General features: G+C 68.8%; 3 protein-coding genes. 1 reads left to right on the forward strand and 2 read right to left on the reverse strand.

All coding sequences use genetic code 11. The features are described 5' to 3' along the window. Positions 1-816, forward strand: an 816-nt coding sequence (locus ACE3UY_RS13875; protein ID WP_374688102.1) for a GNAT family N-acetyltransferase, incomplete at its 5' end; no start/stop codon positions are given. Positions 817-930: 114 nt separating this feature from the next. Here the strand turns inward: ACE3UY_RS13875 and ACE3UY_RS13880 are convergent. After that, complete coding sequence (locus tag ACE3UY_RS13880; protein ID WP_374688103.1) at positions 931-2,415, reverse strand: glutamate synthase subunit beta; 1,485 nt, start codon at positions 2,413-2,415, stop codon at positions 931-933. A gap of 131 nt (positions 2,416-2,546) precedes the next feature. After that, a partial coding sequence (locus ACE3UY_RS13885) for a glutamate synthase-related protein (RefSeq protein ID WP_374688104.1) occupies positions 2,547-4,773 on the reverse strand: 2,227 nt, incomplete at its 5' end.

Consider the following 4,773-nt stretch of genomic DNA (forward strand, 5'->3'; position numbering starts at 1 on the left):
GCCCTCACCGGCCCGCCCGTCTACGCCACCATCGGCAACCTGGACTGGTGGCGCGTGGCCGAGGACGACCCGCGCTCCATCTACGCCGCGCGCCTGTGGTTCGACGGGCCGGAGCGCCTGGTCGCCTTCGCCTGGCCCATCGCCGATCAGGTGGACATCGTCGTCCACCCTGACTACCCCGCCCTGCACGACGCGGCGCTGGCCTGGGCCGAAGCGCACTTCCGGCAGGCCGGCGCGGAGGGGGCGGTCGTGCCGTTCCGCGCCTGGGCCTTCACCCGCGACGCTGCGCGCATCGCCGCCCTGGAGGCGCGCGGCTACCGGCGCACGGAGAACGGCCTGGTGGTCTATGGCCGGCCGACAGATGGGGCCGGCGCGCCGTCCCTGCCGCCTGGTTATGCCTTGCGCCACGTGCGCGGTGAGGCGGAGGGGGAGGCGCGGGCCGCCGTCCAGCGCGCCGCGTTCGAGTCGGAGTGGATGACGGCCGAACGTCACACCCGCGTCCGCAACGCCCCCACCTACCGGCCCGATCTGGACATCGTCGCCGTCGCCCCGGATGGCGAGCTGGCCGGCTTTGCCCTGGTCTGGCTGGATGAGGCGAACCGGTTGGGCGTGTTCGAGCCGCTCGGCGTGGCCGCGGCCCACCAGCGGCGCGGTCTGGGCCGGGCGCTCATGCTGGAGGGGCTGAGCCGCCTGCGCGACCGCGGCGCGACGTACGCCTTGGTCGAGACGGGCCTGAGCTACTACGCTCGCGGCCTCTATGAGGCGACGGGGTTTGAATTGCTCGACATTGATTACGCCTGGACGTTGGCGGAATAAGAGGAATAAATTCACCACGGATTTTCACGGGTGAGACGGATTTCCACGGATTGAATCAATAAGGGTTCAATCCGTGCCAATCCGTAAAATCCGTGAGAATCCGTGGTTCATTTATTACGGCAAATTCGTCTCGCCCATGAGCCAGCGATCCACCTCGCGGGCGGCGGCGCGGCCTTCGTGGATAGCCCAGACAACGAGGCTCTGCCCGCGCCGGGCATCGCCGGCGGCAAAAACGCCGGGCGCGTTGGTCTCGAAGCGGCCATAGGGCGCGGCCAGGTTGGAGCGCCCGTCCTGGGCCACGCCCAACGCCGCCGGCAACTCCCCCTCCGGCCCCAGGAAGCCCAACGCCAGGATGACCATCTGCGCCGGCCACTCCCGCTCGCTGCCGGGGACGGGCTGCGGCGATTGGCGGCCGTCGCCGTTGCTGACCCAGGCCACGTCCACCGTGCGCAGGCCGCGCAGGCAGCCGTTGGCGTCGCCCAGCAGTTCGACCGTCTGTACGCTGTAGGTGCGGGGGTCGCCGCCGAAGACGGCCGCGGCCTCCGCCTGACCGTAGTCCAGCTTGTAAACCTTCGGCCATTGGGGCCAGGGGTTGTCCGGGGCGCGCTCGTCCGGCGGCTGGGCCAGAATCTCGAACTGCACCAGGCTGCGACAGCCGTGGCGCAGCGCCGTGGCCACGCAGTCGGTTCCCGTGTCGCCGCCGCCGATGACGATGACGTCCCGACCCGCGGCGGAGAGGTAGCGGCCGTCGGCGTGGTCGGAGTCGAGCAGGCTGCGGGTGTTGGGGCCGAGGAAGTCCATGGCGAAGTGGATGCCGCCCAACTCCCGGCCGGGTGCGGCCAGGTCGCGCGGGCGCGTCGCCCCGGTGCAGAGCACGATGGCGTCGAAGTCGCGGCGCAGTTCGTCGGCCGGCACGTCCACGCCCACCGTCACCCCCGTCTTGAACGCGATGCCCCCGGCGCGCAGCACGTCGATGCGCCGCTCCACCAGCCGCTTATCCAGCTTCATGTTGGGGATGCCGTACATCAGCAGCCCGCCGGGGCGGTCGGCCCGCTCAAAGACGGTGACGGCATGGCCAACGGTGTTGAGCTGCTCGGCGCAGGCCAGCCCGGCTGGGCCGGAGCCAATGATGGCCACGCGCTTGCCCGTCCGGCGGGCGGGCGCGGGCGGCTCCACCCAGCCCTCGTCAAAGGCCCGCTCGATGATGGCGTACTCGATGTTCTTGATCGTCACCGCCGGGTCGGTGATGCCCAGCGTGCAGGCCGCCTCGCACGGCGCGGGACAGACCAGGCCGGTAAACTCCGGGAAGTTGTTGGTCTTGTGCAGCCGGTCGTACGCCTGCCGCCATAGCCCGCGGTAGATGAGGTCGTTCCACTCCGGGATGAGGTTGTTGAGCGGGCAGCCCGAGGTCATGCCGTTGAGCAGTTGACCCTTGTGGCAGAACGGGATGCCGCAGTCCATACAGCGGGCGGCCTGGGTCTGGAGGCGCTCGTCGGGCAGGTGCAGGTGCAGCGGCTGCCAGTCGCGCACGCGCTCGGGGATGGGCCGCTCCCCCGCTCCCTCCCGCGCGTAGGTCATGAATCCGGTGATCTTGCTCATAAGACTAATCCACAGATTTCACAGATTACACAGAGGCAGATTAGTAGTTGGCCGTTCGTCATGGGTCTCTAGCAACCAATAACAACGACCAACCCTTAATCTGTGAAATCTGTGTAATCTGTGGATTCCTCTTAGTTCCCGCCGATGCGAGCGAGGTCGCGGCGGTTGGCCTCGAAGGCGGTCATGATGGCTTCTTCGCCTGTCAACCCCTGCGCCTCGGCTTCGGCCAGGGCGCGCATGACGCGGCCATAGTCCTTGGGCAGCACCTTCACGAAGCGCGGCCACGTCTCATCCCAATCGCCCACCATGCGCCAGGCCACGGCGCTGCCGGTGTGGATGGCGTGCTGCCAGACCATATCGTTCAATTCGCGGGCGTCGGCCTCGTCCAGCGGCAGCAGGTCAACTATGTCGCGGTTGCAGCGGCCGGCGAACGTCCCGCCGGCGTCCAGCACGTAGGCGATGCCGCCCGACATACCCGCGGCGAAGTTGCGCCCCACCGGCCCCAGCACGGCCACGCGCCCGCCGGTCATGTACTCGCAGCCGTGGTCGCCCACCGCCTCAACGACAGCCCGCGCCCCGCTATTGCGCACAGCGAAACGCTCGCCGGCCATGCCGCGGATGTAGACTTCGCCGCTCGTCGCGCCGTAGAGGGCGACGTTGCCGATGATGACGTTCTCTTCCGGCGCGAAGGTCGCGCCGTCCGCCGGCTTGATGATGAGTTTACCGCCCGATAGCCCCTTGCCTACATAGTCGTTGGCGTCCCCCTCCAGCGTGAACGTCAGGCCGGGCGGCAGGAACGCGCCGAAGCTCTGCCCGGCCGAGCCCTGGAAGGTCAGGCGGATCGTGTCTTCCGGCAGGCCCTCGGCCCCACGCCGCTTGGTGAGCGCGCTGCCCAGCAGCGTCCCCACAGTGCGGTTGACGTTGCGGATGGGCAGCGTCGCCTCGACCGGCTCGCCGCGTTCCAGCGCCGGCGCGCACAGGTCGAGCAGCACCGTGTAGTCTAATCCCTCTTCGAGCCGGTGGTTCTGCGCCGTCGTGCAGTAGCGGCCCACTTCCGGCCCCACATCCGGCTGGTGGAGCAGCGCCGACAGGTCGAGATGGCGGGCCTTGCGGTAGCCCTCGGCCTCGTCGCGGACGAGCAACAGGTCAGTACGGCCGACCAGTTCGTCCAGCGTGCGCGCTCCCAGGGCGGCCATTAGCTCGCGCACCTCGGCGGCCACAAAGCGCATGAAGTTCGCCACGTGCTCCGGCTTGCCGGTGAAGCGCTGGCGCAGTTCCGGGTTCTGCGTCGCCACGCCAACGGGGCAGGTGTCCAGGTGGCAGACGCGCATCATGATACAGCCCATCGCCACCAGCGGCGCGGTGGCAAAGCCGAACTCCTCCGCGCCCAGCAGCGCAGCGATGATCACGTCGCGGCCCGTCTTGAGCTGGCCGTCTGTCTCCAGGCGCACCCGGCTGCGCAGGTTGTTCAGCACGAGCGTCTGGTGCGTCTCGGCCAGCCCCAACTCCCAGGGCAGCCCGGCATGCTTGATGCTCGACACCGGCGACGCGCCCGTGCCGCCGTCGTGGCCGCTGATCAGGATGACGTCGGCGTGCCCCTTGGCCACACCGGCGGCGATAGTGCCGACGCCGACCTCCGAGACGAGCTTGACGTTGATGCGCGCCTCCGGGTTGGCGTTCTTCAGGTCGTAGATAAGTTGGGCCAGGTCTTCGATGGAGTAGATGTCGTGGTGGGGCGGCGGCGAGATGAGGCCGACGCCCGGCGTGGAGTAGCGCACCTTGGCGATCCAGGGGTAGACCTTGTGGCCGGGTAACTGACCGCCCTCGCCGGGCTTGGCCCCCTGGGCCATCTTGATCTGGATTTCCTTCGCCTGGGTCAGATACTCAATGGTGACGCCGAACCGGCCGCTGGCGACCTGCTTGATGGCGCTGTTGCGCGAGTCGCCGTTGGCGTCGGGTGTGAAGCGGTCGGTATCCTCGCCCCCCTCGCCCGTATTGCTCTTGCCGCCAACGCGGTTCATGGCAATTGCCAGCGTCTCGTGCGCCTCCTTGCTGATGGAGCCGTAGGACATGGCCCCCGTCTTGAAGCGGCGCATGATCGCCTCGACCGGCTCTACCTCGTCCAGCGGCGCAGGCGCGGCGGCGACCTTCAGGTCGAGCAGGGCGCGCAACGTCGCCAGATGCGTCTCGCGGTCGTGGACTTCGGCGGCATACTGCTTGTAGGCGGCGTAGTCGCCCGTGCGCACGGCGTGCTGCAGCCGGTGGATGGTGGAGGGGTTGAACAGATGGTACTCCCCCTCGGCGCGATACTGGTAGCGGCCGCCCACTTCGAGCGTGTGGCCGTTGGCCGGGCGAGCC

The organism is Promineifilum sp. (SeqCode), assembly GCF_041918635.1.
In the GTDB taxonomy this organism is placed as follows: Bacteria; Chloroflexota; Anaerolineae; order Promineifilales; family Promineifilaceae; genus Promineifilum.